Origin of the sequence: Streptomyces sp. NBC_00377, from assembly GCF_036075115.1 — a bacterium.
Lineage (GTDB): Bacteria > Actinomycetota > Actinomycetes > Streptomycetales > Streptomycetaceae > Streptomyces.
Genome location: NZ_CP107958.1, coordinates 8,012,365 through 8,037,447, shown reverse-complemented (window position 1 = coordinate 8,037,447; position 25,083 = coordinate 8,012,365). Strand labels below are relative to the sequence as shown.

At 72.0% G+C, this 25,083-nt stretch carries 24 protein-coding genes; 11 read left to right on the top strand and 13 right to left on the bottom strand.

The window, feature by feature from the left end:
• Positions 1-37: 37 nt before the first annotated feature.
• On the bottom strand, positions 38-1,588 hold the full coding sequence (locus OHS71_RS35745; RefSeq protein WP_328483448.1) for a cation:dicarboxylate symporter family transporter: 1,551 nt from the start codon (positions 1,586-1,588) through the stop codon (positions 38-40).
• 189 nt (positions 1,589-1,777) lie between these two features.
• Complete coding sequence (locus OHS71_RS35740; RefSeq protein ID WP_328483447.1) at positions 1,778-3,466, bottom strand: peptide-N4-asparagine amidase; 1,689 nt, start codon at positions 3,464-3,466, stop codon at positions 1,778-1,780.
• Between the two features lie 415 nt (positions 3,467-3,881).
• On the opposite strand from OHS71_RS35740, the gene OHS71_RS35735 reads away from it, so the two are divergent.
• From OHS71_RS35735 to OHS71_RS35720, 4 genes are all read left to right on the top strand, one after another.
• Positions 3,882-5,744: an ABC transporter ATP-binding protein gene (locus OHS71_RS35735; RefSeq protein ID WP_328483446.1), complete on the top strand. Its 1,863-nt coding sequence runs from the start codon at positions 3,882-3,884 to the stop codon at positions 5,742-5,744.
• A complete protein-coding gene (locus OHS71_RS35730; RefSeq protein WP_328483445.1) occupies positions 5,741-7,567 on the top strand; it encodes an ABC transporter ATP-binding protein in 1,827 nt (608 codons plus the stop codon). Before OHS71_RS35735 ends, OHS71_RS35730 begins: the two co-directional genes overlap by 4 nt.
• 321 nt (positions 7,568-7,888) lie before the next feature.
• Complete coding sequence (locus tag OHS71_RS35725) at positions 7,889-8,359, top strand: DUF5709 domain-containing protein (protein WP_328483444.1); 471 nt, start codon at positions 7,889-7,891, stop codon at positions 8,357-8,359.
• 69 nt (positions 8,360-8,428) lie between these two features.
• A complete protein-coding gene (locus OHS71_RS35720) occupies positions 8,429-8,686 on the top strand; it encodes a type B 50S ribosomal protein L31 (RefSeq protein ID WP_328483443.1) in 258 nt (85 codons plus the stop codon).
• Positions 8,687-8,778: 92 nt separating this feature from the next.
• Here OHS71_RS35720 and OHS71_RS35715 read toward each other — a convergent pair whose 3' ends face one another.
• Positions 8,779-9,573 (bottom strand): metal-dependent hydrolase, encoded by a 795-nt coding sequence (locus tag OHS71_RS35715; RefSeq protein ID WP_328483442.1) that lies wholly within the window; start codon positions 9,571-9,573, stop codon positions 8,779-8,781.
• A 145-nt stretch (positions 9,574-9,718) separates the two neighbouring features.
• Between OHS71_RS35715 and OHS71_RS35710 the strand changes: the two genes are divergently transcribed.
• Positions 9,719-12,232, top strand: coding sequence for a DEAD/DEAH box helicase (locus OHS71_RS35710; RefSeq protein WP_328483441.1), 2,514 nt, complete (start codon positions 9,719-9,721; stop codon positions 12,230-12,232).
• A gap of 37 nt (positions 12,233-12,269) precedes the next feature.
• The gene (locus tag OHS71_RS35705) at positions 12,270-13,136 is read left to right on the top strand and encodes an acyl-CoA thioesterase (RefSeq protein ID WP_328483440.1); all 867 of its coding nucleotides are present in this window, start codon (positions 12,270-12,272) and stop codon (positions 13,134-13,136) included.
• A 9-nt stretch (positions 13,137-13,145) separates the two neighbouring features.
• Here the strand turns inward: OHS71_RS35705 and OHS71_RS35700 are convergent, their stop codons facing one another.
• On the bottom strand, positions 13,146-14,024 hold the full coding sequence (locus OHS71_RS35700; RefSeq protein ID WP_328483439.1) for a DUF6397 family protein: 879 nt from the start codon (positions 14,022-14,024) through the stop codon (positions 13,146-13,148).
• A gap of 133 nt (positions 14,025-14,157) precedes the next feature.
• Positions 14,158-14,571: a roadblock/LC7 domain-containing protein gene (locus OHS71_RS35695; protein WP_328483438.1), complete on the bottom strand. Its 414-nt coding sequence runs from the start codon at positions 14,569-14,571 to the stop codon at positions 14,158-14,160.
• Positions 14,572-14,676: 105 nt separating this feature from the next.
• On the opposite strand from OHS71_RS35695, the gene OHS71_RS35690 reads away from it, so the two are divergent.
• Complete coding sequence (locus tag OHS71_RS35690; RefSeq protein WP_328483437.1) at positions 14,677-15,105, top strand: PPOX class F420-dependent oxidoreductase; 429 nt, start codon at positions 14,677-14,679, stop codon at positions 15,103-15,105.
• Between the two features lie 20 nt (positions 15,106-15,125).
• On the opposite strand, the gene OHS71_RS35685 is transcribed toward OHS71_RS35690, so the two are convergent.
• From OHS71_RS35685 to OHS71_RS35665, 5 genes are all read right to left on the bottom strand, one after another.
• Positions 15,126-15,731 carry a GTP-binding protein gene (locus tag OHS71_RS35685; RefSeq protein ID WP_328483436.1) on the bottom strand — a complete coding sequence of 202 codons (606 nt, stop codon included), beginning with the start codon at positions 15,729-15,731 and terminating at the stop codon, positions 15,126-15,128.
• Positions 15,732-15,800: 69 nt separating this feature from the next.
• On the bottom strand, positions 15,801-16,211 hold the full coding sequence (locus OHS71_RS35680) for a DUF742 domain-containing protein (RefSeq protein ID WP_328483435.1): 411 nt from the start codon (positions 16,209-16,211) through the stop codon (positions 15,801-15,803).
• 22 nt (positions 16,212-16,233) lie between these two features.
• Entirely contained in the window at positions 16,234-16,671 is a 438-nt protein-coding gene (locus OHS71_RS35675) for a roadblock/LC7 domain-containing protein (RefSeq protein ID WP_328483434.1), read from the bottom strand.
• Entirely contained in the window at positions 16,668-19,220 is a 2,553-nt protein-coding gene (locus tag OHS71_RS35670) for a sensor histidine kinase (protein ID WP_328483433.1), read from the bottom strand. Before OHS71_RS35670 ends, OHS71_RS35675 begins: the two co-directional genes overlap by 4 nt.
• Positions 19,221-19,261: 41 nt before the next feature.
• Positions 19,262-20,056: an MHYT domain-containing protein gene (locus tag OHS71_RS35665; protein ID WP_328483432.1), complete on the bottom strand. Its 795-nt coding sequence runs from the start codon at positions 20,054-20,056 to the stop codon at positions 19,262-19,264.
• Positions 20,057-20,208: 152 nt separating this feature from the next.
• On the opposite strand from OHS71_RS35665, the gene OHS71_RS35660 reads away from it, so the two are divergent.
• Complete coding sequence (locus OHS71_RS35660; protein WP_328483431.1) at positions 20,209-20,808, top strand: class I SAM-dependent methyltransferase; 600 nt, start codon at positions 20,209-20,211, stop codon at positions 20,806-20,808.
• A 4-nt stretch (positions 20,809-20,812) separates the two neighbouring features.
• Here OHS71_RS35660 and OHS71_RS35655 read toward each other — a convergent pair whose 3' ends face one another.
• Positions 20,813-21,571 (bottom strand): alpha/beta fold hydrolase, encoded by a 759-nt coding sequence (locus OHS71_RS35655; protein WP_328483430.1) that lies wholly within the window; start codon positions 21,569-21,571, stop codon positions 20,813-20,815.
• Positions 21,572-21,726: 155 nt separating this feature from the next.
• On the opposite strand from OHS71_RS35655, the gene OHS71_RS35650 reads away from it, so the two are divergent.
• Positions 21,727-22,251: a PadR family transcriptional regulator gene (locus tag OHS71_RS35650; RefSeq protein WP_328483429.1), complete on the top strand. Its 525-nt coding sequence runs from the start codon at positions 21,727-21,729 to the stop codon at positions 22,249-22,251.
• Here OHS71_RS35650 and OHS71_RS35645 read toward each other — a convergent pair.
• Positions 22,237-23,133, bottom strand: a complete 897-nt coding sequence (locus tag OHS71_RS35645) for an oxygenase MpaB family protein (protein ID WP_328483428.1) — start codon at positions 23,131-23,133, stop codon at positions 22,237-22,239. The genes OHS71_RS35650 and OHS71_RS35645 overlap by 15 nt on opposite strands.
• A gap of 96 nt (positions 23,134-23,229) precedes the next feature.
• Between OHS71_RS35645 and OHS71_RS35640 the strand changes: the two genes are divergently transcribed.
• Both OHS71_RS35640 and OHS71_RS35635 read left to right on the top strand, forming a co-directional pair.
• A complete protein-coding gene (locus tag OHS71_RS35640; protein ID WP_328483427.1) occupies positions 23,230-23,559 on the top strand; it encodes a hypothetical protein in 330 nt (109 codons plus the stop codon).
• Positions 23,560-23,697: 138 nt separating this feature from the next.
• The gene (locus OHS71_RS35635; protein ID WP_328483426.1) at positions 23,698-24,591 is read left to right on the top strand and encodes a hypothetical protein; all 894 of its coding nucleotides are present in this window, start codon (positions 23,698-23,700) and stop codon (positions 24,589-24,591) included.
• Positions 24,592-24,685: 94 nt separating this feature from the next.
• Here OHS71_RS35635 and OHS71_RS35630 read toward each other — a convergent pair whose 3' ends face one another.
• Positions 24,686-24,868: a hypothetical protein gene (locus tag OHS71_RS35630; protein ID WP_020125819.1), complete on the bottom strand. Its 183-nt coding sequence runs from the start codon at positions 24,866-24,868 to the stop codon at positions 24,686-24,688.
• Positions 24,869-25,083: the final 215 nt, after the last annotated feature.

Sequence of the window (25,083 nt, the reverse complement as noted above, 5' to 3'; positions counted from 1 at the left end):
GAGGAACGGCCCCGGTTCGGTGTCTCGACGGCGGCCGTCAGCCGGCCTCGGGCGCCGTCTCCTCGGTGAGCCCGGCCACGACGGCCACCGGAACCCCGGCGGCGGTGTACGGACTCTCCGGCCCCTCCAGCCCGTCGGGGCTCTCCCGCCCGTCGTGGCTCTCCGGCTGCTCGGCTCCCTCGGGCCCGGCGGCCGAGGCGCCCGGCCCGGCGCAGGCGTCCGGCCCGGGGTGGACGTCCGGCCTCGCCGTGGGGCCCGGCCGTGCGGAGCCGCCCGGCTCCTCCTCCCCCACGGCCGCCGTCTCACCGTCCAGGACCCTCTTCGCACGCTCCAGGTCCAGCGCGCCCTCCCAGCGGGAGACGGCGAAGACCGCCACACAGTTGCCGAGGAGGTTGGTGACGACGCGCATCGAGTCCATGATGCGGTCCACGCCCAGCAGCAGGGCGACCGCGCCGGCGGGGATGGCCCCCAGCGAGGAGGCCGTCGCGGACAGGGCGAGGAAGGCCGAGCCGGGAATGCCGGCCATGCCCTTGCTGGTGAGCATGAGCACCAGCACCACGGTGATCTGCTGCCCCGGATCCAGGTCCACGCCCACCGCCTGGGCGATGAACAGCGTGCCGATGGACAGGTAGAGCGAGGCGCCGTCGAGGTTGAAGGAGTAGCCGGTGGGCAGCACCAGACCCACGGCGTCGTCGCGGGCGCCTGCCTTGCGGAGCTTCTGCATCACGCGCGGCATGACGGACTCGGTGGAGGCGGTGCCCAGCGCGAGCAGCATCTCCTCGCGGATGTAGCGCAGGAACTTCCACAGGCTCAGCCCGGTGACCACCCGCAGAGCGACGGCGAGCAGTGTGACGAACAGGGCGGCGGCCGCGTAGCAGAGGATGATCAGTTTGCCGTAGGTCTCGATCACGCCGAGGCCGTAGTTGCCGATCAGGACGGCCATCGCCCCGAACACGGCGATCGGCGCCAGCCGCATGACGAAGCCCACGATCGCGAAGATGATCTCCTGGGCCTGCTCGATGGCCGGCAGTACCTTCGGCACCCTGGTGTGGCCGAGGTGCAGCAGCGCGGCACCCACCAGACAGGCCAGGACGAGCACCTGGAGCAGCGAGTTCTCCGCGAACGCGCCGACGAAACTGGTGGGCAGCGCGTTGACGACGAACTCGGTCGTCGAGGGCAGCGAACCCCCGCCCGTCTTCGCGTCGACCGCCGAGGTGTCGAGTGTGGACGGGTCGACGTTCATCCCCGAGCCCGGCTGGACGATGTTGGCGGCGAGAAGCCCGATGACCAGCGCGATCGTGCTCGCGACCTCGAACCAGATCAGGGCCTTGAGCCCGATCCGGCCGAAGGCCTTCAGGTCACCGGCCTTGGCGATGCCCACGACGACCACACAGAACACCAGGGGCGAGATGATCGTCTTGATGAGCCGGGTGAAACCGTCGCCGAGCGGCTGGAGATCCGTGGCCACCCCGGGCCACAGCTTTCCGACGAGCACGCCGAGGACGAGCGCGCAGGCGACCTGCGCGAAGAGTGAGGTACGCAGTATGCGTGCGACGCGTCGCGGCGGGGACGGGACGGACGGCGGCACAGGCACTCCTTGGGGGAGGGAGGTGGCACGCAGGAGCCCGGACGGCCGAACGGGGACCGGCGGAACTTCTGCGATGCGGAAAGCGGTTTCCGTGACGATCACTTTGGTGGGGCTGTTGATCGCGCAGAAGGCACCCGCGTTTCCGCCGTGTAAATCCCGCCAGGAGTGACGCGTCGCACGCGTCTGCGCTCAGCGGCGTGTGCGGTCCTCGGTCAACACCCCCTGCACAGTGGCCAGTCGACGGTCGTAGCAGCCCTCCGAGCCGTACGACCGGTAGCGCTCGGCCGTCCTGCCGACGGCGTGACGCTGGTCCCGGGGCACATTCACGGTGAAGGTGGCGTCACCCCGGTACGTGTCGTCGAGCCGCGACCACGACGTGCGCCGGCCGTTCCGGGTCGTCACGGTGTCGGCCAGGTCGCCGAGGGTCAGCACGGTGCGCAGCCGGTCGTCCGCGCCGAGGGTGGTGACGCCGTTCATCGTGTACGTACGCCCGGTGCGGGCCGTACGGGCAGATCCGCGGCTGTCGACGGTGACCGACTCGTCGTCCGTCCAGGAGGCGTCCAGGCCGTCCACGGCCTCGCCGTCGGTCCAGCGGTGCGCGGAGGTGCTCGCGAGGGTGCGGGTCACGGTGGTCCGCACGCGCCCGTGCGAGGTGTCGAGGTATCCGGCGACGGTCAGTCGGTGCCCGCCCACCGTGTCGACGCGGTGTTCGGCGCCGGGCGTGTAGGCGGTGGAGTCGGTGAGCTCCCCCGCTTCGTGGGTGAGGAGTTTCCCGGTGACGACGGCCTTCCCGGGGTCCTGCCACACCAGCACGTTGACCGGCGTGCTCCAGCCGCCCTGCCCTTCGGGCACGCCGACGACGGACACCTCGACGCGGTGCGGACGGCCGTCGTCGAGAATCCCGGCGAACGGGGTCAGGTCGTATTCGATCGGCTTGACGTCGAAGGCGCGCGGGCCCGGAACCACGTACCAGAGGAAGGGGTTGGACCAGCCGCCGGTCCAGACGGTCGGGAAGGGGGTGGCGATCCCGGCCAGCCGGCCGTCGACCTCGACCTGCACTTCCCGGTAGGGCCCGTCGTCCGCGCGGCAGGAGTAGGGCGCGGTGGCGGGCACGGCCAGGTACCAGTACTCCTCGCACCCGCCGCCGGAGCCGGTGGCGTACACCTCGGCGACGATGCGTTCGCTGTTGCGGGGCGTGGTGAGCGTCGGGCCGTCCGGGCCGGCGGCCAGAGTGAGCACGCGATCGGGGACGGTGGCCGGTTTCCCCTCGTAGAAGGTGAGCGTCACCTTGACGTCGATGACGCCGGTGTAGGTGTCGTCGACGACGTTGCCGATGAGCATCTCCACGTCCCGGGCGGAGCGGAACGTGTCGGTGTAGCGGGTGACGTCCTTCTCGACGGACCACTCGATCCCGTCGGGCGACGGCTCGGGCGTCGACGTACGGAGGATCTCGACCCCGCCGACGTGGAGGTGACCGAGCCGGTCGAACTGCCGCCCCGCGATCCTGCCGTCGAGCCGCAGCACCACCTTGCTCCATCGTTCGCCGCAGCCGTCCGGCGGGGTGTACGAGCCCCGGTACGGCGTGAAGTCACGAAACCGTGCCTCGGCGAGGGTGACCCGGCAGCTCCTGGTGCGGGGCCTGGTCACGGGCGGCGCGGCGGTGAGGGGGTCGTGCCAGTCGCTGCCGAACTCGGCGGGGACCTCGGCCGACGCGGCGCGGGAAGCGGCCGACACCGAGGGGGACACGGACGTGGAGGGTGGGACGACCGACGTGACGGAGGGGAAGCGGGCCGCCGCTTGCGCCGTGCCGCTCCCGAGGAGGGTGCCCGCCAGGAGGATCACTCCGGTGAGCATGGACATGCTAATCCGGCTTCTCATGGCCGGTGTTCTACGGGGAGTCACCCGTTCCCCGCAATGAGGCCTGCCGCGCCGGCGGCGCTGGGCCCGGCACCGCGAGCAAGGCCCCCGTCCGCCGCCCCCGCCCGCGACCTCGGCGCGTCCCGGTCCGGCTGACCCAGGCCGAAGCACCACTGCCGTGGTCGTTCCGGCCGCTTCCGATGTCGAGCACGACGGCGGAGCCCGTGGAGTCGTTCCCCGTCGCCGTGCGCGCCTCGATCTGGCGAGAAACCGGCCGCCGCGATGAAAAACCGGTTGATTGTGACCACGCCGCGACGCGAACCTTGCACGGTTTGCTGCCGCTCCCCGCGGTCCTTCCCGTACACCCGCGACTCCCCTTCTCCTCTCCCTCCCCCCTCCCTCTCCCCCTACCGCTGACTCGATCCACTGGGACGTCATGCAGATCCAAGACCTTCCGTACCCCGACCCGGGCGTGCCGGACGCACGTTCGGGGCCACGCTTTTTGTGGTGGCTCGGCCGTAACCAGCTGGGCGGCCAGCTCAAGGCCCTGGCGTGGGGGCTGCTGCACTTCGTCGCCGTCTCGGCGCAGCCGTTCTGTGTCGGGGCGGCGGTCGAGGCCGTCGTGGACCGGTCCGGCACCCGCCTCGCCCTCACCGGTGGCGTGATGGCGCTGTGCGGTGCCGCCACGGCGGTCGGGGACACCTTCCTGCACCGCGCCGCCGTCACCAACTGGATCACCGCCGCCGCCCGCGTGCAGCAACTGCTCGCCCGCAAGGCCGCACAGCTCGGTTCCGCGCTGACCCGGCGGGTCGCCGCCGGTGAGGTGGTGTCCGTCTCCACGGGCGACGTCGAGAAGATCGGCTGGTTCGTGGAGGCCGTGTCCCGCTTCAGCGCCGCGGCCCTCACCGTGCTGCTGGTCTGCGTGGGACTGGTCGTCTACCAGCCGGCGCTCGGCGTGCTGGTCGCCGTGGGCCTGCCCGTCGTCGCGCTCGCCGTGCTGCCCCTGCTGCCCCCGGCCACCCGACGGGCCGACCTCCAGCGCGAGAAGGCCGGACGCGCCACCGAACTGGCCTCGGACACCGTGGCCGGCCTGCGGGTGCTGCGCGGGATCGGCGGCGAGGAACTGTTCCTCGACCGCTACCGCGGCGCCTCGCAGGAGGTCCGGCACGCGGCCGTGCGCAGCGCGCGCATGTGGTCACTGATCAGCGCCATCCAGGTGCTGCTGCCCGGCCTGCTGCTGATCACCGTCGTCTGTTACGGCGTCCACCTGGCCCGCGAGAGCCGCATCACCGTCGGCGAACTGGTCACGGTCTACAGCTCCGTCATGGTCCTGGCCTATCCCCTCAGGCACTTCGAGGAGATCGCGATGGCGTACTCCTTCTCACGTCCGTCGGCCAAACGCGCCGCACGCGTGCTGTCCCTGGCGCGGGTCACCGACGTCGGCGGGTCCCTCGCCGCCGACGCTCCAGCGGGCGACCTGTACGACCCCGTCACCGGTCTGCTCGCGCCGGCCGCCCGGCTCACCGCCGTCGTGTGCGGCGACCCGGACGCCGCCGGACAGCTGGCGGAGCGGCTGGGCGGACACCCCCCGGAGGACAGCCCTTCGGTGCTGCTCGGCGGGGTCCCCCTGAACGAACTGCCGCTGGACTGCGCGCGCGCCGCCGTCCTGGTCCAGGACAAGGACCCGGTGCTGCTGTCGGGTTCCCTGCGCGACCTGCTCGACGTGCCCGCCTCGGGTGGGATCGAAGCGGGCGCCGCGCTGGCCGCCGCGCAGTGCGGGGATGTCCTGGACGCGCTCGTCCAGGGCTCGCTGGACGCCGCCGACCCGATGGACGCCCGCATCACCGAGCGCGGCCGGTCCCTCTCCGGCGGCCAGCGGCAACGGCTCGCGCTGGCCCGCTCCCTGTACACGGATCCCGAGGTTCTCGTCCTCGACGAGCCCACCTCCGCCGTCGACTCGCACACCGAGGCACGGATCGCCGAGGGGCTTCGCGAAGTACGGGCAGGACGCACAACGGTGGTGTTCACCTCGTCCCCGTTGCTGCTGGACCGGGCCGACAGGGTCGTGCTCGTGCACGAGGGCGAGGCGGTCGCGGTGGGCGTGCACCGCGAACTGCTGCGCTCCGAGCCCCGGTACCGCGCCGTGGTGACCAGGGAGACCGACGAGGAAGCCGCGCTCGGCAACGCCCTGGGCGAGGCCGTCGGGGACGAAAGGGTCTCCCTCGACGGTGCGCTGACGGACGGGGTGCTGAAGGACCTGGAAGACGACGCACTCGAAGAGATCGAGGAGACCGCATGATCGGCGTGGCGCCGCCCGCGTACGACCCGGCGGCACCGACGACGGCGAACACGCTGCCCGTCGGCGCCCCCGCGACCGTCCGCGCCTACGTGGCCGAACTCCTGCGCCGGCACCGCCGCGCCTTTGTGCTCCTCCTGCTCGTGAACACGGTCGCGACGGTCGCCTCGATGGTGGGCCCCTGGCTGCTCGGCGACCTCGTGGAGCGACTGTCGGACGGCGCGCGAGAACTCCACCTCGGGCTCGTCGCCACGCTGTTCGTGCTCGCCCTGGTCGTCCAGGCCGCCTTCGTACGGCAGGTACGGCTGCGCGGGGCGATGCTCGGCGAGCGGATGCTGGCCGACCTGCGCGAGGACTTCCTCGTACGCTCGGTGCGGCTGCCGCCGGGCGTCCTCGAGCGGGCCGGGACGGGCGACCTGCTGTCCCGCATCACCACGGACATCGACCGGCTCGCCAACGCGATGCGCGAGGCAGTACCCCAGCTGACGATCGGCGTGATGTGGGCACTGCTGCTGCTCGGCGGGCTCGTCGTCACGGCGCCGCCGCTCGCGCCGGCCGTCCTGGTCGCGGTGCCGCTGCTGGTGGCCGGGTGCCGCTGGTACTTCAGGCGGGCGCCGGCCGGCTACCGCTCCGAGGCCGCCGGCTACGCCGCCGTGGCCGCCGCCCTCGCCGAGACCGTGGACGCCGGCCGCACCGTCGAGGCGCACCGGCTGGGCGACCGCCGCGTCGCGATCTCGGAGCGGCGCATCCAGCAGTGGACCGCCTGGGAGCGCTACACGCTGTGGCTGCGCTCGGTGCTCTTCCCGGTCATCAACCTGGTGCACGTCACGGTGCTCGGCTCGGTCCTCATGCTCGGCGGCGCGTTCGTGCTGCACGGCTGGATCGACGTCGGCCAGCTGACGACGGGCGCGCTCCTGGCGCAGATGCTCGTCGACCCGGTGAACCTCGTCCTGCGCTGGTACGACGAGCTCCAGGTGGCCCAGGTGTCGCTGGCCCGTCTCGTCGGGGTACGCGACATCGAGCCGGACAGCGGGGACGCCGGGCTCGTGCCGGACGGCCGGGACGTGCACGCCGACCGGGTGCATTTCGGCTACCGGGAGGGCGTCGACGTGCTGCGGGCGGTGACCCTGGAGGTCGCCCCCGGTACCCGGCTGGCCCTGGTCGGCCCCTCGGGGGCGGGGAAGTCCACGCTGGGCCGGCTGCTCGCCGGGATCTACGCGCCACGGGACGGGCGGATCACCCTCGGCGGCACCGAGCTGTCCCGGATGACCGCCGAGCGGGTCCGCTCCCACGTGGCACTCGTCAACCAGGAGCACCACGTCTTCGTCGGTTCCCTGCGGGACAACCTGCGGCTCGCCCTTCCCCCCGCGCGACTCCACCCGGACGGGGCCGCCCCGACGGCCACGACGGACACCGAGGACGCCGAGCTCTGGGCGGCGCTGGGCGCGGTCGACGCGGACGGCTGGGCCCGCGCTCTGGACGACGGGCTCGACACCGAGGTGGGCTCCGGCGGTGTGGCGCTCACCCCGGCGCAGGCCCAGCAGATCGCCCTGGCCCGGCTGGTCCTCGCCGACCCGCACACGCTGGTCCTGGACGAGGCGACCTCGCTGCTCGACCCGCGTGCCGCCCGCCATCTGGAGCGGTCCCTCGCCCGCGTCCTGGACGGCCGCACCGTCGTCGCCATCGCCCACCGTCTGCACACCGCCCATGACGCCGACGTCATCGCCGTCGTCGAGAACGGCCGCATCAGCGAGCTGGGCAGCCACACGGAGCTGGTCGCGGCGGACGGTGCGTACGCGGCTCTCTGGCGGTCGTGGCACGACTGAGCCGCGTCCCGCTCGATCCGGCCGGCCGAGGCGCGCGCAAGGGGTGGAGGTCCGCCGCGCAGGGCGGCCACCTCGTCGTCCTCGGCCGGGGGGCGGCCTCGGGTCACACCCCCGCCCCTCGGCCGGAGCGGCTCCGTCCCGCCTTCGCGCGTCCTCTGCCGTTGCGCGGTCCCGAATCGGGGTGGAACGCTGGATAGCGGCACCCGCGTGGCAGTCGGCCGGGATCCCCGTGGACCCCACCGCGCCCGACCGGTGCCCCGTGCGACGGCACCCCGCCGCCGACCGCGATGAGGACGGGGACGTCACCCCCTGGAGGTACCCGTGACCAGTGCCGACGGATGGGGAGACGACGTCTATCAGCCCGACTCGTCCGACATCCAGGACGACGCCGGACTGCTCGACGCCGAGGACACGCTGGAGGACGACGGTGTCGAGGACCCCCTCGACCGCGGCTGGTCGCCACCGGACCGCCCCTGGGCGGTGGAGCACGCCGGTGTGACCGCCGCCGAGCGCCACCAGGGCGAGAGCCTGGAGCAGCGGCTCACGGAAGAGGTTCCGGAGCTCGCCGGGCCGGACGGCGACGGTCTCGGTGACTGCGACGGCACCGACGGGGAACTCCTCGACAACGAGGTCGGCGCCGCACGCTCCGGCCGGCTCGTGGCACCGGACGAGGGGGTTCACGAGGACGAGGAAAGCGCCCTGATCGCCACGGACGTCGGTATCGACGGCGCGGCGGCCTCCGCCGAGGAGGCCGCGGTACACATCGTCGACGAGGACGCCCTGTCCGGTTGACCCGCCCACGGCGGCCGGCCCCGCCGTTCCCGGCCCGTCGCCACCGCCTCCACCGCACGAGGAGCACGCATGCAGCAGGACAAGCAGCCCGACTACCACGCGGTCGTCTTCCGCGACCGGACCGCCGGTTACGCCTTCCTGACCCGGTCCACCGCCACCAGCGATCAGACCATCGAGTGGGACGACGGCGAGACCTACCCGGTCGTGGACGTGGAGATCTCCTCCGAGAGCCACCCCTTCTACACCGGCAAGTCGCGCACGGTGGACACCGAGGGCCGGGTGGCCCGCTTCGAGCGGCGCTACGGCGACGGCGGGGCGATGACCTGAACCGGCGCCGCCCCGGCCGGCGACCCCGCGGCCGTGCGCACCGGCGCGCCCGCCGCGGGCGGCACCGGTCGGGCCGCTCGCCGCAGCAGGGGTCAGATGTAGTTGAGGGCGGCCGCCCCGCCCACTCCTCCGAGCAGCATGAACACGGGCATCAGCACCTTGAGCTCCACCCAGCTGCCCGCCCGGAACCGCATCACCTTCGGCGGGCCGATCGGGTACCAGCGCTTGCGTCCGATCGGGATGGGCCACAGGACGGGGCAGCCCGAGACGGTCAGCGCGTCGCCGATGTCGTGCACCAGCGCGCCGAGCACGATCGGCAGCCCCAGCCACAGGTACTGCTGACCCGGCTCCGTGAACAGCCAGTGCGAGCCGTTGCCGGGCTTGTCCAGGACGCCCGCGAGGATCCATGCGCTGGTGGCGGCCAGCAGCCACACCAGCACGTCGCTGCTGGATCCCCGGGCCGCCCGCCACAGCAGGCCCTCGATCGCCAGCACCATGTGCACGAAGAGAAGCGCCAGGACCGCCCAGCGGCCGCCGGTGATCGCGAGCGCCGAGGCCCCCGCGCCGATCATGACGGCCCACAGCCAGGTGTGCGTGAGGGTCCGGTGCCCGCCGGAGCGACGCGGGTCGCCCTGCTTCCTCGTGCCCTTGTAGACGGCGTAGGAGAGCTTGTCGACGATCTCGCACAGCCAGCGCGAGACCGGTCCGAAGGCCCGCGAGATGGTGGCGGCCTTGTGGTCGAGGTCCGGAGCGAGCGCGGCTCCGGCGCAGATCAGCGCACCCGCGAGGAGAACCGGCCAGGGCATCGTGTGTCCGCTCGCCGCGGCGGCCGCACCGACGCCGAGCCAGGCGGCGGCGCCCGACAGTGAGTGTGCTGGTCCCATCATGGCCGTGGCCCGCCCTATTCCTCGAATACCGCTGTCCAGTTGACCGGGTGCGTTGACGCTCCGTCGGCGACACAGCGTAGCGGTCGTGATCTTCGGCCCGGCATCCGATTCCCCCCTCAGCCGCGAGGGCAGGCAAGATGGGGGCGTGACCCTCATCGATCAGCTGCCGCCGACCGCAGATCCCGACGCCCTGTACGAAGCCTTCGAGTCCTGGGCGCAGGAGCGTGGTCTGACGCTCTACCCCCACCAGGAGGAGGCGCTGATCGAGGTGGTCTCCGGGGCGAACGTGATCGTGTCGACGCCCACCGGCTCCGGCAAGAGCATGATCGCCGCTGCCGCCCACTTCGCGGCGCTCGCCCGTGACGAGGTCACCTTCTACACCGCCCCGATCAAGGCGTTGGTGTCGGAGAAGTTCTTCGAGCTGTGCAAGATCTTCGGCACGGAGAACGTCGGGATGCTGACCGGCGACGCGTCCGTGAACTCCGACGCCCCGGTCATCTGCTGCACCGCCGAGGTGCTCGCCTCGATCGCCTTGCGCGACGGCAGGAACGCGGACGTCGGCCAGGTCGTCATGGACGAGTTCCACTTCTACGCGGAGGGCGACCGCGGCTGGGCCTGGCAGATCCCCATCCTGGAGCTGCCCCAGGCGCAGTTCGTGCTCATGTCGGCCACGCTCGGCGACGTGTCCTTCTTCGAGAAGGACCTCGCCAGGCGCACCGGCCGTCCGACGTCGGTGGTCCGCTCGGCGATCCGGCCCGTGCCGCTGTCCTACGAGTACCGGTACACCCCGATGACGGAGACGCTCAGCGACCTGCTGGTCACGAGGCAGGCGCCCGTCTACATCGTGCACTTCACCCAGGCGCAGGCGGTGGAGCGAGCGCAGGCCCTGATGAGCATCAACATGTGCTCGCGCGAGGAGAAGGAACACATCGCCGATCTGATCGGCAACTTCCGCTTCACCACGAAGTTCGGCCGTAACCTGTCGCGTTACGTGCGGCACGGTATCGGCGTCCACCACGCCGGAATGCTGCCCAAGTACCGGCGTCTGGTGGAGAAGCTCGCCCAGGCCGGCCTGCTGAAGGTGATCTGCGGTACGGACACGCTCGGCGTGGGCGTCAACGTGCCCATCCGCACCGTGCTGTTCACGGCGCTGACCAAGTACGACGGCAACCGGGTGCGCACCCTGCGGGCCCGTGAGTTCCACCAGATCGCGGGCCGGGCCGGCCGGGCCGGCTTCGACACGGCGGGTCTGGTGGTGGCGCAGGCTCCCGAGCACGTCATCGAGAACGAGAAGGCCCTCAGCAAGGCCGGCGACGACCCGAAGAAGCGTCGCAAAGTGGTGCGCAAGAAGGCGCCAGAGGGATTCGTGGGCTGGACGGAGAACACGTTCGACAAGCTCATCGAGTCCGACCCGGAGCCGCTGGCCTCCCGCTTCCGGGTCACGCACACGATGCTGCTCTCGGTGATCGCCCGCCCCGGGAACGCCTTCGAGGCGATGCGGCACCTGCTCGAGGACAACCACGAGCCGCGCAAGCAGCAGCTGCGGCACATCCGGCGCGCGATCGCGATCTACCGCTCGCTTCTCGACGGCGGGATCGTCGAGAAGCTCGACGAACCGGATGCGTCGGGCCGCGTCGTCCGCCTCACCGTGGACCTCCAGCAGGACTTCGCGCTGAACCAGCCGCTCTCCACCTTCGCGCTGGCCGCGTTCGAACTGCTGGACCCGGAGTCGCCCTCCTACGCCCTCGACATGGTGTCCGTAGTGGAGTCCACACTGGACGACCCGCGTCAGATCCTGGCCGCCCAGCAGAACAAGGCGCGCGGCGAGGCGGTGGCCGCGATGAAGGCGGACGGCATCGAGTACGAGGAGCGGATGGAGCGCCTCCAGGACGTCTCGTACCCCAAGCCGCTGGAGGAGCTGCTCTTCCACGCGTACGACACGTACCGCAAGAGCCACCCGTGGGTCGGCGACCACCCGTTGTCGCCGAAGTCCGTCATCCGTGACATGTACGAGCGGGCGATGTCCTTCACCGAGCTGGTGTCCCACTACGAGCTGGCGCGCACCGAGGGCATCGTGCTGCGCTACCTGGCCGGCGCCTACAAGGCACTCGACCACACGGTCCCGGACGACCTGAAGTCGGAGGACCTCCAGGACCTGGTGGAGTGGCTGGGCGAGATGGTGCGCCAGGTGGACTCGAGCCTGCTGGACGAGTGGGAGCAGCTCGCCAACCCCGCGGAGATGACCGCCGAGGAGGCGCAGGAGAAGGCCGACGAGGTCAAGCCGGTGACGGCAAACGCGCGTGCCTTCCGCGTCCTGGTCCGCAACGCGATGTTCCGCCGTGTCGAGCTCGCCGCCCTCGACCATGTCGGTGAACTCGGGGAGATGGACGCCGAGTCCGGTTGGGACGCCGACGCGTGGGGCGAGGCGATGGACAAGTACTGGGACGAGTACGACGACCTCGGCACCGGTCCGGACGCCCGGGGCCCGAAGCTGCTCGTCATCCAGGAGGAGCCGCAGAACGCCCTGTGGCGGGTCCGCCAGATCTTCGACGACCCGAACGACGACCACGACTGGGGCATCAGTGCGGAGGTCGACCTCACGGCCTCCGACGCCGAGGGCCGCGCGGTCGTCCGCGTCACCTCCGTCGGCCAGTTGTAGATCCCGAAGCAGGCAGAGGCACAGGAGAAGCGCACCGATGACGAATCCGGCCGAGAAGCTCGTCGACCTGCTCGACCTCGAGCAGATCGAGCTCAACATCTTCCGCGGCCGCAGTCCGCAGGAGTCCCTGCAGCGGGTCTTCGGCGGCCAGGTGGCGGGCCAGGCGCTGGTCGCGGCCGGCCGCACCACCGACGGGGACCGGCCCGTGCACTCGCTGCACGCGTACTTCCTGCGGCCGGGCCGGCCGGGGGTGCCGATCGTGTACCAGGTCGAACGGGTCAGGGACGGAAGGTCGTTCACGACCCGCCGGGTCACCGCCGTGCAGCAGGGGCGCACGATCTTCAATCTCACCGCCTCCTTTCACAAGCCTGAGGAAGGTCCCTTCGAGCACCAGCTGCCGCCGGGTCGCGAGGTCCCGGATCCGGAGTCCCTGCCGACGGTCGTCGAGGAGATCCGAAAGCACCTGGGCTCGCTGCCCGAGCAGTTGGAGCGGATGGCGCGCCGTCAGCCCTTCGACATCCGGTACGCGGACCGGTTGCGCTGGAGCGCCGAGGACGTCAAGGAGGCCGAGCCGCGCAGCGCGGTGTGGATGCGCGCGGTCGGGCCGCTCGGCGACGACCCGCTCGTCCACACCTGTGCGCTCACGTACGCCAGTGACATGACCCTCCTGGACGCCGTACGTCTTCCGATCGAGCCCTTGTGGGGTCCGCGGAGCTTCGACATGGCGTCGCTGGACCACGCGATGTGGTTCCACCGGCCGTTCCGTGCGGACGAGTGGTTCCTGTACGACCAGGAGTCGCCGATCGCCACCGGCGGTCGCGGGCTGGCCCGCGGTCGCATCTACGACAGGGAGGGCCGTCTGCTGGTGTCGGTCGTCCAGGAGGGGTTGTTCCGGGCGCTGTAGGTCAGGCGCTCACGCGCCCCGTCGGCGCAGCCGGTCCAGCAGTCCGCGTGCCGGCCGGTCGGGCAGGTCCGACGGCGCGGCCGCGGGCACGGGGGCCGATGCCGGGGAGGGCCGCGGGGCGGGCTGCTCGGCACGGGCCTCGTCCAGGGTGTGGGCCAGGTCGTACCCCAGCCAGTCGATCTCGTCGGGATCGTCAGCCGTCATGATCTTCTCAGCGAGCTGCGCGGCCGGTGTGCCGGGGGCGCTGTGCGTCGGCGGTCCCGGCCGGAACCTGTTCAGGTGGGAGCGTTCGCAGGGGTCCTCGACGATCTCGGCGACCTTGAGCGGGTCGAGGAACCCGGCCAGTACTCCCGCGCGTTGCCAGGGGCCGTCGGCCTGGCGGTACAGGAAGCCCAGGTGGCGGCCGCGCCAGTTCCGGGGCCGCAGATCCACACCTGCGGCCAGCCGGCTGCGCAACACCTCGGGGGTACGGCCTGTCAGGAGGAAGGCGTTGCTCCGGTCCGTGGCGAACTGCTCCAGTTCCTCGGCGAGATACCGCCAGACGACGGCCCGGTAGCGGTTGAGGTAGAACGTGACGGGCACCACGAGGCCCAGCCGCGCGAGGCGGGTGAACCGGGCGGTCGGCACGTCCAGGACTGCGGCGGCTTCGCCGGTGCCCACGGCCAGCACGCTCTTGCGCAGCGAGTCCGGGAAGCCGGGGGCGGCGCGCAGACGGTCGATCTCCGCGCAAGCCACCCGGCGGCCTCCTCCGCCTTCGTCGGGCACGGTCCTGACGCGTCCGAGGTGTACCGCGAGGTCGAACTCGGCGCGTTTGAGATCGAGTTCCCGCGCCGCTCGGCTCGGCGCGCAGTATGCGGGATGCGGTCGTGTGACGGTGTTTCCGGACATGGTCGGTCTCCCCCGTGGAGTGAGGTGCGAGAGGCCCGCGCTGTCCGCGGTGGCCCCGGAAAAAACCTAGCCGGAATGACCGATCGCGCGGCGAGCCTGTGGACAACTCCACGGAGAGTGAGAGAAGTGCAGGTCAGATGTCTTCCAGGGGCGTGCGGTCGGGATGCCGGGCGTCCACCGTGAGGTGCTCTCCGACCCGGCTGACGAGCAGGGTCATCTCGTAGGCGATCCGGCCCATGTCGGCCTCCGCCCCGCTGAGCACGCACAGACAGCTGCCGGTGCCCGCGGCGGTGACGAACAGCACCGCGTCGTCGAACTCGATCATCGTCTGGCGCACGCGGCCTGCGCCGAAGTGGCGCCCGGATCCCTTGGCCAGGCTGTGCAGTCCGGACGAGACGGCGGCGAGGTGCTCCGCGTCCTCCCGGAGCAGTCCGGTGCTCGCACCCGCCACCAGCCCGTCGTTGGACAGGACGAGTGCGTAGCGCACATGGTCGACGCGCTCGGTCAGATCGTCCAGCAGCCGGTCCAGCCCCTGGTTCTGCCCCATGTCCCGCTCCCCGTGTGACGTTTCCCCTGTGATCGTCCGCCTCTGCGGAGAATCTTCCCGCCAGCCTTCCCCACGAGCGGCCGCGGGAGCAAGGAGGATGGCGGCATGGCACAGAAGATGACCGATGACGAATGGCGGGCCTTCGTCACGTACGGAACCCGCACCGGAAAACTGTCCACCGTTCGGGCCGACGGAAGTCCGCACGTGGCGCCGATCTGGTTCGTGCTCGACGGGGACGAGGTGGTGTTCAACACCGGCAAGGAGACGGTGAAGGGGCGCAATCTCGCGCGGGACGGCCGGATCGCCCTGTGCGTGGACGACGACCGGCCGCCGTTCGATTTCGTGATCCTGCAGGGCCGGGCCCGTCTCTCGGAGGACCTCGACGAGGTCCGGCACTGGGCGACTCGTATCGCCGCCCGCTACATGGGCGAGGAGCGCGCCGAGGAGTTCGGCGCCCGCAACGGGGTCCCGGGTGAACTGCTCGTCCGGGTCGCCCTGGACAAGATCCTGGCCCAGAAGGACGTCGCGGACTGACGAGGCCCGCGCGAGCGACGTCAGCCCACCGAGTCGAGCAGCCGGGCGGTGTGCATCCGCCCGGCGTACTCGACCAGTCGGATCAGCACCTCCTTCCCCGAGTCGCGGTCACGGGCGTCGCACAGGACGACAGGAGTGCCACCGTCCAGGTCGAGGGCGCGCGAGACGTCCTGGGCGCCGTAGGTCCGGCTGCCGACGAAACAGTTGACGGCCACCACGAACGGGATGTGCCGGTGCTCGAAGTAGTCGACCGCGGGGAAGCAGTCCTCGAGGCGCCTGGTGTCGGCGAGGACCACAGCGCCCAGGGCGCCCTGCGAGAGTTCGTCCCACAGGAACCAGAAGCGGTCCTGTCCCGGCGTCCCGAACAGGTAGAGGGACAGGCCGGAGCGGATGGTGATCCGGCCGAAGTCCATGGCGACGGTCGTCGTCACCTTGTGGTCCACGCCGTCGGTGTCGTCCACCGACTGGCCCGCTTCGCTGAGCAGTTCCTCGGTGCGCAACGGCTTGATCTCGCTGACCGCGCCGACCATGGTGGTCTTGCCGACGCCGAACCCGCCGGCGACCAGAATCTTCAACGCCAGGGGGGCCGTGTCGCCGTCCGTGGCATCGGAGTGCTCGGAGACCATGGATCACTTCTCTCGGGTGTGTCGGTGTGGGGTGGGTCCGTACGCGTCCGGGACGGTCCGAAGGTTCATCTACAGCGCTCGCAACCCCTCGATGACCTCGCGCAGAATCCGTTCGTCCGGCAACTGCGCGGGTGGGACGGGACGGCTGACGGTGACGCAGCCCAGTTCCAGCAGGTCTCCGAGAAGTACCCGGACCACGCCCACGGGAAGGTCCGCTCCCGCCGAGAGTTCGGCGACGGACTGGGTCTCCTTGCGGCAGAGGCCGATGAGAGTGCGGTGTTCCGGTCCCAGGGGCACACCGTCCGTGCCCGGCGCGCCCGGATCCAGGGTGACCAGGGCGATCAGGTCGAACCGCACTCCGGTGGGCCCCGGTCTGGTGCGCCCGCCCGTCATGGCGTAGGGACGGACGAGCGGGCCGGCCTCGTTGTCGTACCACTGGCTGCCCAGCGCGTGCGGGGCGCCGGTCGTGTCCTCGGTCATCTGCGTGGGCCGCTTCCTCGCCTCATCCGGAGGTGGGCGGCCGCGCGGAGAGGCGTGGCGCCGAGTAGAGGTGCTCTCCGACCCGCTTGACCAGCCGGGCCATCTCGTACGCGACCAGGCCGATGTCGGCGGTCACGGCGGTGAGGACGGCCAGGCAGGAGCCGTCGCCCGCGGCGGCCACGAACAGGAAGCCGTCGTCCATCTCCACCATGGTCTGGCGCACTCCGCCCGCTCCGAAGTGCCGGCCGGCGCCCTTGGCGAGGCTGTGGAAGCCGGAGGCGACGGCGGCGAGGTGCTCGGCGTCCTCCCTCCTGAGGTCGGTCGAGGCGCCCACGGCGAGGCCGTCGTTGGACAACACCACCGCGTGCCGCACCTCGCTCACGCGCATCACCAAGTCGTCCAGCAGCCAGTCGAGTTCGCCGGACCGCTGGGCCGACCTCGTGCTCGGGTCCTGGATCATCTGGGGTCTCCTTCGCTGCTGTCGCCGCCCGGTTCGGGGTCCGGGGCGGATGCGTGGCCGGGCTGTCTGCCACCGCCCCGGGCCCAGCCCTTCCGGTACGCGGACATCCGGTCCCGTACGAGTTCGGGGGTGCGCCCTTCCTCGCCGCGCGGGCCGGGCGGCCGGGGAGGTTCCTCGGGGTGCGGCCTGCGCAATTGCGGGGCGAGGTTGGCCTGCCGTACCCGGCGTGGCAGATCGTCCGATGCCTCCGAGTCGTCCGGGGGACGGTGCAGGCGCAAGGCGGTGACTCCGGGAGGCGGGGGGCCGGCGGCCGGCGGTTCGGCGGCGGTCGGCGGTTCGGCGGCGGCCCGTACGGGGGCCACGAGCGCGGGGCGGTCGGCGGGGGCGGGGACGGCTTCCTGACGCGGCTCGGCGGTGTGCCGGTCCGCGGCGGACACACGCGCGTACACGCGTTCCTCGGGCTGCCGTGCCTGCGTCGCCTCGGGGACGGAACGTTCCGGCTTGCCGCTGTGCAGCAGTGCGGTCGGCAGCAGGACCACCGCCGTGGTGCCGCCGTAGGGGGAGGTCCGCAGGTGCACCTTGATGTCATGACGGGCGGCGAGTCTGCTGACGACGAAGAGGCCGAGCTGGTCGCTGTCGAACAGGTCCAGCGCCTCGGACTGCGCGATGCGCCGGTTGGCCTCGGTGAAGGTCTCCTTGCCCATGCCCAGGCCCCGGTCCTCGATCTCGACGGCGTATCCGTTGCCCACGGGTTCGCCGGTGACCCGCACACGCGTGTGCGGGGGCGAGAACTGGGCGGCGTTCTCCACGAGTTCGGCAAGCAGGTGGGTGAGGTCGGCGACGGCGGTGCCGATGACGGCCGCCTCCGGGAGTTGGCGGACCTCCACGCGCGCGTAGTCCTCGACCTCGGAGACGGCGGCACGGACCACGTTGGTCAGGGACACCGGCATGCGCCAGGCCCTGCCGGGCGCCGCCCCGGAAAGGATGATCAGGCTCTCCGCGTGGCGCCGCATGCGGGTGGTGAGATGGTCGAGCCGGAAGAGGTCGCTCAGCTCGTTCGGGTCGTCGGAGCGGCGCTCCATGCTGTCCAGGAGGCTCAGCTGGCGGTGGACGAGGACCTGGCTGCGGCGGGCGAGGTTGACGAACACCCCGGAGATGCCGCTGGCGAGCTCGGCGCGTTCCACCGCGGCCCGGAGCGCGGCGCGGTGCACGGTGCCCAGGGCCTCGGCCACCTGGCCGGCCTCGTCCTCGGCGGGAGGTCCCGGTGGTGCTTCGGCGCGGACGTCGATCTCCTCCCCCGCACGAAGTTTCCGCATGGCTTCGGGGAGTTTGCGCCGCGCGATCTCCAGGGCGCTGTTGCGCAGGCTGACCAGTTCGACGACGAGGCCGCGGCCGATGCGCACGGAGATGACGAGTGAGGCGACGACGGCGGCGAGGCCCAGCAGGACGGCGGCGCCGGCCGAGGTGAGCAGACCGCGGGTGAACGGGTCGGCGCGGTCCGCGACACCGCGTCCGGCGTCCGCCTCGATGGCCCGCATCCCGTTCTGCACGCGTGCGTGGGCCTTGTCCCAGACGCTCGCGGGGGCGGCGTCGACCGCCTTCGCGCCGGGTCCGTCGGCGAGCACCCTGTCCTCGGCGGCATACAGGGCCGCGTAGGCGCTGCCGGCGGCGAGGCGCTGCCAGGCGGTCCGTTCGGGCCCCCGCAGATCCGCGACAGCCGACTCCGTCAGAGCGCGGCGCGTGTCGACGGCGCCGGCGAACAGCCGCAGACGCTCGCCGTCGAGGCGTCCCGCGAGGCGGGCGCCGGCGAGGACGGTGCCCTCCTGGGCCAGCGCCTCGCCCGCGCGGGAGAACTCGAGCAGCACACGCGCGTCCGATCCGAGTTCGGCGTCCTGGATGCCGGAGAGGGCGCCGCCGACCGAGAAGGCCGCCGAGATCGTGCTCGTGTACCGGCCGTAGGTCTCTTCCCAGTCCGCGCCGCCGTCGAGCACCGCGGTCCGCAGCGAGGTCAGTGCCTCGGCCCCGGAGACGAACGTCTCGAGCCGCTGGGCCACGCCCGCGGGCAGGTCCTGGCCGTCGGCGACGGTGCTGTCGTCGCCGAGCCGCAGCTCCGCCACCGCCCGGTCCGTGCGTTCCCCGAGCGCTCTCAGGTCGCCGCCCTGCCCGGGGGCCGGGTGGGTCGCGTACCGTACGGCGGCCGCCCGCTCGGTCTGAAGGGCTGTCACCGCTGCCGCGACGGGGGCGCGGACCTGGGAGTCCACGCGCTGCAACTGGCGCAGCCCCGACACGTTCTGGGCCGTGCTGACGGTGGCGTACGCCCACAGGGCCAGCAGGGAGACGACCGGCACCATCAGCAGGCAGACGATCTTGGCGCGTACGGTGCGCGGTCGGACGCGCCAGCGCTCCGCGCGCGGGGGTATCGCGCCCGCCGGAGCGTCGGTCTGCTCGTCCGGGCCCTCGTCTGCGGGGGGTCCGGCGTGGGCGCGGCGCCCGCGCGTGGTGGGCGGCGCGTCAGCGCCTGCCGTGGGGGTCCTACGGGGTGTACGCATGGCCTCCTCGCTCGGAAGTGGTTCGGGGCGGTCCGGTCGCGTCAGACGGACCGGGCCTGCTGTCGGACGGTGAGGCCGTCCCCCGGTTGCTGTGCCGAGGCGGACGCCTCGCGCTCCCCCGTGGTGGGCGACAGCGCGACGAAGGCCGAGGTCAGGAAGAGGTAGGAGCCGAGGCCGACGGCGAGGGGGAAGATGAACTGCATCGCCGTGGCCCCGGGCAGCGTCTCGCCGGAGGGTGTGACGTCGACGCTCACCGCGAACATGGCGGTGTAGTGCATGCTGCTCACCGCCGCGCCCATGACGAGGGAGGCGAGGGTGACGGCGATCGGCGAGCTGATGTTCAGCGCTGCCCAGAGTGCCGCGGTCGCCGCGACGACGGCGATCAGGACGGACAGTGCGACGCGCACGGGGTCGTAGGTCACGTCGGCGTGCAGCCGGACGGCGGCCATGCCCAGGTAGTGCATGCTCGCCACCCCCAGGCCGGTGGTGAGCCCGCCGATCAGCAACGCGCGCGTGCGGTCGCGGCTGTAGCCGACAGCGAAGACGCCGGCGCAGACGACGGCCATGGCGACGAGCAGGCTGAGCACGGTCAGCGGAACGTCGTAGCGGATGTCCGTGCCGCTCACGGCGAAGCCGAGCATGGCCACGAAGTGCATGGTCCAGATGCCGGTGCCGATCGCCGAGGCCGCGGTGATCAGCCAGTTGCGGCGCGAGCGTCCGGTGGCGCCGAGCGCGCGCACGGTGCAGCGCAGCCCGAGGGCGGCGCCGACGCAGGCCATGACGTACGACAGCACGGGGGTCAGCCAGCCGAAGGCGGCGTGGTCCAGGTGTCCCATGGCCACGGGACGCTAGTCGGGGCACGGGAGCACAAAGGGGGCGCATTTCGAAAGGTGTTGGAATGTGGCGAAGTAGTGCGCCGGAACGATCGGGTCACGCTCGAACGTGTGCACTGAGGCATCGTCCGTGTCGGTGAGGGATCATGCGGAGCATGAGCGACGACCACACGCACGTTCAGGAGTTCTTCGGCGCCCGAGCCGCGGACTGGGACAGCCGCTTTCCCGACGACGGTCCCGCCTACGCCGCCGCGGTCGGCCGACTCGGTCTGCGCGAGGGTGACCGGGTGCTGGACGCGGGGTGCGGCACCGGACGGGCGCTGACGCCGCTGCGGGCGGCCGTGGGGCCCTCGGGAGTGGTCGTCGGCGCCGATCTCACCCCGGCCATGCTGGCGGCCGCCGGACGGGCCGGACGCGACCGCGCGGCCCTGCTGATGCTCACCGACGTGACCGCGCTCCCCCTTCGCTCCGCCTCGCTGGACGCCGTGTTCGGGGCGGGCCTCCTCGCCCACCTGCCCCGGCCGCAGGACAACCTGCGGGAACTGGCACGGGTGGTGCGCCCCGGCGGCACGCTGGCACTGTTCCACCCGATCGGCCGGGCGGCGCTCGCGGCCCGGCAGGGACGCCGGCTCACGCCACAGGACCTGCGCGCCGAACCCAATCTCCGTCCCCTGCTGGCCGGTTCCGGCTGGCGCATGACGTCCTACACCGACGAGGACGCCCGCTTCCTGGCCCTGGCCGTCCGCGAGATCTGACGGCTCACACCTCTCCGGCGACGGCCCGCACGAAGGCGTCGGGGTTGTCGAACATGACGTTGTGGCCGGCGCCCGGAACCGTCACCACGCGCACGCCCGCCGCCTCCAGGGCGTCCGCTCCGCCGAGCTCGCCGGTCAGCCGGCCCTGAAGGTAGACGCGGTCCACCGCGTCGAGGCCGGTCAGGATCTCTCGCATGACGGGGTCGGACCCACGCCTGAGTCCCACCGCGCTGCGGTGCAGGGCCCGCGGGTCGGCCAGCCGCATGGTCGCGGCCCACACCGGCCCGACCTCGCCCAGCACGCGCGCGTACCCGCCGTCGACGAACTCCTCCTCGGTGTACGAGGCGATACCGCTGCTCCCGGCGGAGGGCGGCGGGAAGGCGTCCAGATTCGCCTCCGTGAGCACGAGCCGCCCGACCAGGTCGGGCCGGCGGTGGGCGAGAACGACCGACACGGAGCCGCCCATGCTGTGGCCCACCAGTTCGGCGCCCGTCACCCCTGCCGCGTCCAGCGCCGCCGCCAGGGCGTCGGCGTGCTCGTCGAGGGTGTAGCCGAAGTCCGCGGGACGGTCACTGACGCCATGTCCGGGCAGGTCGACGAAGAGGCTGCGCCGGCCTGCGAGTTCGGGACGGGCGGCCACGTGCGCGTGGTAGACCGCCGAAGCCGCGCCCAGTCCGTGCACGTACACCCGGGCGGGCCGCGCCCCCGGTGACTCGGTCCACCGGATCTGACTGCCGACACCGTCGAACTCCGTCTGCTGCACCGTGCCCCCTCATCTCGTCGCGCCGTCGATTCCACCGCCGACAAGATACCTCGCATCCGATGTATCTCGTCAACGTCATATCCTCTTCCAGATGTATTTCGAGTTCCGGGATATTGCTGAGCCGATGTACCACCGTCCTGGGGCAGAATGCGGACATGCTGGAGCTCGCCATCCTCGGCTTTCTGTACGACGCCCCACTGCACGGCTACGAGCTGCGCAAACGCATCGCGGCACTCACGGGACACGTACGGCCGGTCGCCGAGAGCACCCTGTACCCGACGATCAAGCGGCTGGAGAGAGCGGGCTTCCTGGTGCGTGCCACCGAACCGGGCGCCGTGGCCGCTCCGCGACATGTCCTCAGCCTCACCGAGGAGGGCGGAAGCGAACTGCGCCGGCGGCTCGCCGAACCCGCCCCCCAGGACATCACCGACGAGAACCGGTGGTTCACGGTGCTCGCCTTCCTCCGGCACCTCGACGACGCCGCCGCCCAGGTCGTGGTACTGCGCCGCCGGCTGGCCTTCCTGGAGGAGCCGGCGAGCTTCTTCTACGACGGCGAGCGGCCGTTGGCCGCGGAGGAACTGGACGACCCGTTCCGGCGCGGTGTCCTGACCGTCGCGCGGGCCACGTCCCGGGCCGAACTCGCCTGGCTGCGCGACACGCTCACCTCACTCGACGGTTGATCCGCCAGCGGGACGGACGGGGCAGCCGCGGACGCCGGGGACCGGGCAGGTCCCCAGCTCGCCCAGGCGGTAGCCGTTCGGGTAGCCCTTGATCTCCCGGTTCTGCCGCGCGTAGTGGGGCGCGCGGCGCGGCGGCAGCAGCCGGACGGCACGACCACGCGCGCGTACCGCCCCACGCACCACCGCGCGGGCCACGGGGCCCGCGGGGGTGTAGCGAAACGCCCGCAGGAGCGGTTCGTCGAGCAGGGCGAGTGTGGTGGCGCGCAGCACGGGTGCCAGCGGCCTGGGATACCAGGAGGCCATCATGGCGAGTGTGGCGTCCGAGACGCGCCGCGCTCCCTCGTCCCAGGCGAAGTGCGCCGCCTCGTAGGCGTCGAGACAGGCTTCGAACTCCTCGTACGTCCCGGGGATGTCCTTGATGCCCATCCGCTGCCCGAGCGTGCGGTAGTACACGGTGCACGCGACGATCTCGTGGCGTGAGAGCCGGCGCCATCCGTAGGCGTCGATCCATCGCTTCGGCATCACGACGAAGGTGCAGAGCACGTAGCGCATGTCGTCGTCGCCGATGTCGTAGGAGCGGTGCATCCGGTTGATGCGCCGCACAGCCGTCCGGCCCTGCTCGCTGTCGAAGCCGTGCTCGACGACGGCGTCGAGCAGCAGGGCGGTGTCGTCGTAGCGCTTCTGGGTGCGGTCGGTGAGTTCCGCCGTCTCGGCGAGCAGACGCCCGATGCTCGGCACGGCGTACGTGCGATACAGGGCCAGCTCAAGGGCGCGAGCGAAGTCCCAGGGGAACTCGTACGCGGCGGTGAGCCGGTAGATCTCGGACGCGTCCTCGTACGGGTCCATCCGTCGGATCTGCCCGAGCCGGTCGAAGCGCTTCACTGCGCCGTCCCCCTTCTGCCGCCGGATCTCCAACTCTAGGTTGAACACAAGGAGATGAGCGATCGGTCGGGCAGGCACACAAGGGAGGCGGTCGGCATGTTCGGCAGGGTTCGCAACACCTACGGCAGATTCCGCGACGCGATGGGCGCGCGGTCGCGTCCGAGCGGCGAGGAGGGTGCGGGGAGCAAGACGCGCGGCAATCGGAAGAGGCCGCACAATCTGTTCGAGGCGGCCGCCGCGTACGTCTCGGCGTGTGCGGAGGACGATCAGGAGGGCATCGACGAGGCGGCGGGCTGGGTCTCGCCGGAGGCGCTGTCCTTCGGGGTCAACGAACTGGCCTGTCGCGCGGTCATCGCGCTCGCGCGAGAGCGCGACGCATCGCCGCGGGCCGTGGCGCGTGAGCTCCTCGGACTGCCCTCGGCGTGACGCACGCAACGGCCGGAGGTGGTCGATTCGCCCCGTCCGACCGGAAAACCGCAGCTCCGGGTAGTCGGGGAGTCGTGACAAGGGCCTTCCTGCCGCACTAGGGTGCGCGCCGTTGGACAAACCTATGGGGAGGCTGGGATGGCCGGGACGGACGAGGACGCCGTCGCCGCCGCGGACGACGCGCTCTATGTGCTCACGGCGGTGCTGCTGACGCCGGCGAAGTTCCCGAGCGCGCTGGGCGACGACTATCCGGAGGCCTGTGCGGCGCTCGGCCTCCCGCCGCTCGCCGACGGGTACGGACTGGTGCTGGGCCAGGACGGCGAGGGCGCGCGGTGGACCGTCGTCATCGACGACGTGTCGCTGGTGGCCGTGGCCATCGCGTCGTGGGACTGCGGCATGGAGTACGACCTGTCGCCCGGTGAGCGGACGGTCGTCGCCGCCCTGCCCGGCTGGCCGCTGGCGGTCGCCGTCGCGGCTCCCGGTGTGCCCGCGCCGCACGATCCCGCCCCCGAGGTCGCGGACGGTCCTGCGCTGTCGCCTCCGGACACGACCAGGTGGGGTCCGGCCCAGCGACGGCTCGGGGCGGACGAGATCGCGCTCCAGTGGGCCCTGTGGCGTGAGCAGATCGACGACGCGGATTTCGCTCGTCCGCAGGACGGCGGCGCGGCGGACCCCGGCCCCGGTCAGGAGGCCCGGGACGGCGAATCGGGCGGGTCCGGCGACGCCGGCCCGGCGAGCGGGACGGGGCAGGACGCGACCAAGGGCCACCGGGGTGTCCGACGTGTCCTGGCCGAGGTGCGCGCCTATGTGGAGGCCCCGCCTCCGCTCGGCCGTGTGCGTTCGTCGTTCGCGCCGGGTGACGCCCGTACCCTGCGGGCCGACGGTCCCGGCTGGTCACTGGTCGCCAGGACCGACGACATCGCGTTCGTCCTGCTCGACGACGAGCCCGGCGAGGTGCTGCCGGTCGGCCGCGGACCCGAACTGCCCGGACTGCTGGAGGCGCTCGACAAGATGGCCGTCCGACCCCTGTGAGGCGGTACGGGCACCAGCCGCCAGGGCCCGGGGGGCGTCGGCGGCCCGAGCGGCAGGTGCGGGACGGCGGGGACCGCGGCGCGGCCCCCGCCACTCACCGGCCCAGTTCCTTGCGCGTGGCGCGGCGCAGTCTGCGCCGCTGGGAGGGGTCGAGCGTCAGGTAGGCCGCCGCCGGAACCCCCAGCACGATCAGCAGGGCCGCCCACCAGGGCAACCAGATCAGCAACAGCAGCCCGACCGCCACGCCCCCCGCGGCGATCTTCGCGTTCTTCGACATGTGCGTCGCCTCCTTCGCGGCAACTGCCGCTCTCTGCCATGAAAACGGCTCCGCGCCGCCCGCGGTTCCGGAATCGACCCCCGAGACGTCCCTGAGCTTCATCCCCGAGACATCCCCGACCACACCTGCGGCACGCAGGCGGGCCGAGGACGAAGCCGGAATCGTTGCGCCTTCGCCTGCGAAGTGTTGTACCCTCGGCGACCCCGCCTCCAGTA